Annotated in this window: 3 protein-coding genes and 1 pseudogene; all 4 read right to left on the bottom strand. The window is 72.9% G+C overall.

The window, feature by feature from the left end; all coding sequences use genetic code 11:
• On the bottom strand, window positions 1-210 hold a 210-nt coding region (locus AWQ68_RS44190; RefSeq protein WP_218006843.1), incomplete at its 3' end, for a hypothetical protein.
• A gap of 60 nt (window positions 211-270) precedes the next feature.
• Complete coding sequence (locus AWQ68_RS12520) at window positions 271-1,284, bottom strand: NAD-dependent epimerase/dehydratase family protein (protein ID WP_066939432.1); 1,014 nt, start codon at window positions 1,282-1,284, stop codon at window positions 271-273.
• An 88-nt stretch (window positions 1,285-1,372) separates the two neighbouring features.
• On the bottom strand, window positions 1,373-3,598 hold the full coding sequence (locus tag AWQ68_RS12515; protein WP_245655885.1) for a SulP family inorganic anion transporter: 2,226 nt from the start codon (window positions 3,596-3,598) through the stop codon (window positions 1,373-1,375).
• A 97-nt stretch (window positions 3,599-3,695) separates the two neighbouring features.
• Window positions 3,696-4,342: pseudogene (locus AWQ68_RS12510) on the bottom strand (hypothetical protein); the annotation flags it as partial.

The raw sequence follows: 4,342 nt of genomic DNA, 5'->3' as shown, positions 1-4,342 counted from the left end.
CCCGCGGCCCGCGGGCCGTCCCCCGCCAGGCGCGCCGCCCGGCCGGCCGCCACGCGGTCCGGACGGGGACCTGCGGGGGCCGGCGGGGCGGTCCTGCTGATTCCGGCTCTGCCGATTCCGGCCCTTCCGCCGCGTCGCGGCCGTGAAGCCTCCGCCGAGGACGGCGGCGAGCACGATGAGCAGGGTGACAAACTGCGGCAGATCCGACATGGCCGCCAGCCTAGAGGCGTCTGGAGCCATGGGGGAATCCACTCCCTGATGGGAGTCCGATCAGGAGCGCGCGTCCCAGTCCGCGAGGATGCGGGCCTCCTTCTCCGGGTCGATGCCGTGCTGGAGCCTCGAGCCGAAGCTGCGTTCCTCCTCCGGGATGTCCTTCAGCCACTCCCAGGTGTCCCGCACCGTCTCGTTCACGGGACGGCAGGTGAGCCCGGCGGCGAGCGCCTTGGCCGAGGACGGCAGCCAGACCCCCTCCGTGTCCGGGCCCTCCCACGCCCACAACGGCAGCTCGGTCCACATCTGGACGTCGTGCTCCCGCAGGACGGCGTCGTCGACCCACACCAGCTCGGCGTCGGAGCCGGTGACCTTGATGCAGTCACGCAGCCAGTCGCCGTACGTCGTGTTGCCGGGCACGCCGGAGGTGAGGAAGCGGCCGGTCGTGCCCCTGGCCGCCTGGTCCACCGTGAAGGCGGCGATGTCGCGGGCGTCGATGAGCTGCATGGCCCGGTCCGGGTCGCCCGGCGCGAGCACCCGCCCTCCCTTGGCGATCCGGGTGAGCCACCACGGCAGCCGCCCGACGTTCTCGTGCGGCCCGAGGATGAGGCCCGGCTCGATGATCAGCGTCTCGCCGTCGAAGTGCTCCTCGACGGCGCGCTCGCAGCCGGCCTTGAGCACGCCGTAGTCGCCGTAGTCGCCGTCCGCGTCCGCCGGGCACTCGTGGCGCGGCGAGTCCTCGTCCAGCCCGGGCACGGCCGGGAAGCCGGGGAACGCGGAGATGCTGGAGATGAACGTGTAGTGGCCGGCATGACCGGACAGCTTGCGCACCGAGTCGAGGACGACGCGCGGGGTGTAGCCGCAGACGTCGATGACGGTGTCCCACTGACGTCCCTCGACGAGGCGGTCCAGGTCGGCGGACACCTCGCGGTCCCCGTGCACGGCCTCGACCCCCGGTGCGTCCGGCCGGCTCCTGCCGCGGTTGAACGTCGTGACCTCGTGTCCCTGGCGGAGCGCCTCCGCAACGATCGCCCGGCCGAGGAACACGGAACCACCGATGACCAAGATTTTCATGCCGCCATCCTTCGTCCGCCCGCCCCCGGTTGTCTCCCCGGTTTCACGATGGGCGGACGAAGTGCGCTCAGGGTGAACGGCGGCGGAGTCAGCCCGTACGGAGCGTCGGCACGGGCGTGAAGCCCTCCTCGTGCAGCACATGGACGCTGGCCGCACCGATGTCGAAGTACAGGCCGGACAGCTCCAGCGTCCCCGACCGGACCAGGGCGTCCAGGCGCGGGTGGGAACGCAGGTTGTCCAGTTGCTGCATCACGTTCAGCCGGCAGAGCCGGTCCAGTGGGCCCGCGTCGTCCTCCGTGCTCTCCGTCGCCACGAACCGGGCCAGCGTGTGGCGTCCGTGGCGCAGCCACCCGCGCAGGGCGGGGAAGCCGGTGTCGAACTCGGCCGGTGACGGCGGGACCTCGCCGAGCAGAGCCGCCATCGCGCCGCAGCCGGAGTGCCCGCAGACGGTGATCTTCCGTACCCCGAGGACCCCCACGGCGTACTCGATCGAGGCCATGACGGAGTCGTCGTGCGGCGCGGCCCGGTGGCGGGGGACGAGGTTCCCGATGTTGCGCAGCGTGAACAGGTCGCCCGGGCCGCTCGCGGTGATGATGTTCGGCACGATCCGCGAGTCGGCGCAGGTGATGAACAGGTGGGAGGGCGCCTGCCCGCGCGCCAGCCGGTTCAGCAGAGGCCGCACCAGCGGGGCGGTCCGCCGCTGGAACTCCTGGGCACCCTTCAGTAGATCCGGTACGGCTTCGCCCCCGTTCGCCGGGAAGACGGCGGCCGGGGTGGGTTCGAGGAGCGGGACGACCTCCCCGGGACGCGGCCCGGGACGCCGGTACGCCCACGGAAGCCACCACCGGTCGTGCCGGAACGGGCTCTTGGCAGGGAACATCCGGGTGCCGCGCACGGCGGCGGAGTACCACTCGTCGTGCAGCTCGTCGATGTCGATCGTGCCGCCGGCGCGCTCGTGTTCCAGTCGCCAGTTGTGCAGCGCCTCGAAGGCGGCGTTGTCCATGAAGTCGACGTGCAGGTCGAGTTCGACGGCCGCCTCCGCCGGGATGGCCCGAAGCGCTTCGGTCAGCCTCGGCACGCCGAGGAAGGTGAGCGAGCCGGTCACCACGACCCGCCATCGGTCCCCGTCGGGCCGTACCTGGACCGAGAGCCAGGTGAGCCGGCGGAGCGCGAGCAGCGCGGCCAGGCCGAGCCCGACCAGGACGCCCTCGGCGAGCCCGACCAGCACCACGCCGCCCATGGTGACGAAGTAGACCGGCATCTCGCCGTGGCCGCGCAGGTTGCGCACGCGGCCGACGTTCACCATCTGGATGCCGATGAAGAGCAGCAGCGCGGCGAGCGCCTCCATCGGGATCAGTGTGATCGCCCATCCGAAGGCCAGGGTGAAGATCAGCACCCACGTGCCGTGCAGCACCGTCGACCACCGGCTGCGCGCGCCCGCCCGGGCGTTGGCGGTCGTCCGTACGACCACGCCGGAGACGGGCAGGCCGCCGAGCGCGCCCGAGATGAGGTTCGCCGCGCCCTGCGCGGTCAGCTCCCGGTCGAGGTCGGCGCGCGGCCCGCTGTGCATGCGGTCGGAGGCGACGCAGGTGAGCAGCGACTCGACCCCGGCGAGCAGCGCGACCAGCAGCACCGACGACATGATGGCGTGCCAGTCTCCGGAGGGGAGCACGGGACCCTCCAGGGAGGAGAACCCGCCGGTCAGGTCCACCCGGGTGACATCCCAGCCGAGCGCGGTCGCCGGGGCCGCTCCGATCAGAAGGGCCGCGAGCGGGGCGGGCACCGCGCGCAGGCGCGGCAGCCGGTTCCACACCAGCAGGACGGCGATCGTGATGACGCCGACCAGGACGGCGTGGCCGTGGTTGTTCACGACCTGCGAGGGCAGCTCCAGGAGGTTCTCGACGGCCGAGCTCTGCGGCTGCCCGCCGAGGACGATGTGGAGCTGCGAGAGCGCGATCACGACGCCCACCCCGGCGAGCATCCCGTGCACGACCGCGGGGGACACCGCCAGGGCCGCCCGCGCCACCTTGACGAGGCCGAGCAGGAGCTGCAGCAGCCCCGCGAGCAACGTGATCATGCACGTGGCGCGCCACCCGTACGTCTGTACGAGGTCGGCGACGACCAGGGAGAGCCCGGCGGCCGGGCCGCTGACCTGGATCACGGATCCGCCCATGGCACCCGCGACGATGCCCCCGACGACCGCGGCCACCAGACCGGCGGCGATCGGGGCGCCCGACGCGACGGATATCCCGAGGGAGAGGGGGACCGCGACGAGGAAGACCACCAGGGAGGCGGGCACGTCGTGCCGGAGCACGGACCGCCAACCACTCTCCGTATTCGTACAGCCGCTCTCCGTCATGACGTGACCCTAAAACAGGGATCACGCGCAGGTCAGGCAAGCGGGAGGAAAGTCAGCGGTAATAGTCGGGATAGTCGGTCTCGGGGCTGCGGTGGCTGCCACGGCGCCCGGTCGGCTCGGGGGCCGTGCCGTACATCTCGTCGTAGGAGGGCCAGCTCCCGGACGCGGGCTTCTGCTCCGGCCACGCGGACGGCTCCGGCGCGGCCGCGTGGCCCGGCTGCCGGTCCCGGCCGTAGTGGTCGCCCTGCTCGTACGGCGCGGCCGGGGTCGCGGGGGACGGACCGGCGGGGGCGGCGGGGCCGCTCACGGTGTCGGAGTCGTCGATCGTCGCCCAGCCCGCGCTCACCTCGTACGAGGTCGAGGACGGGGTGGAGTAGGACGTGCGGTCGGAGGAGTAGGAGTCGTAACCGCCGTACGTGGTGGGCTGGTAGCCGTGCGGCGGCTCCGGGTCGTCCAGCACGTCACGCACCCCCGGCCAGGCGGGCGTGGCGGGCGGAGCCGGCGGCTGCCCCCAGGACGGCTCCTCGGCGGACGGGGACGCCGGCACCGCGTAGGACGGGCCGGTGTCGGAGGTGAAGCGCTGCGTCGTGCCGTACGGGTCCGCCGGGGGCACGTCGTAGGACGCCGGCCGCTCGAACATCCCGGTCTGGGGGACGGCGGTGTCGAAGGGGCCGGTCGCGGGGGTGGTGGGGGCGGGGC

The sequence above is a fragment of the Microtetraspora fusca genome (assembly GCF_001570365.1).
GTDB classification, from domain to species: Bacteria; Actinomycetota; Actinomycetes; order Streptosporangiales; family Streptosporangiaceae; genus Microtetraspora; species Microtetraspora fusca.
Note: the sequence above shows the minus strand (reverse complement) of the source record. Positions and strands in the feature narration are given on the sequence as shown.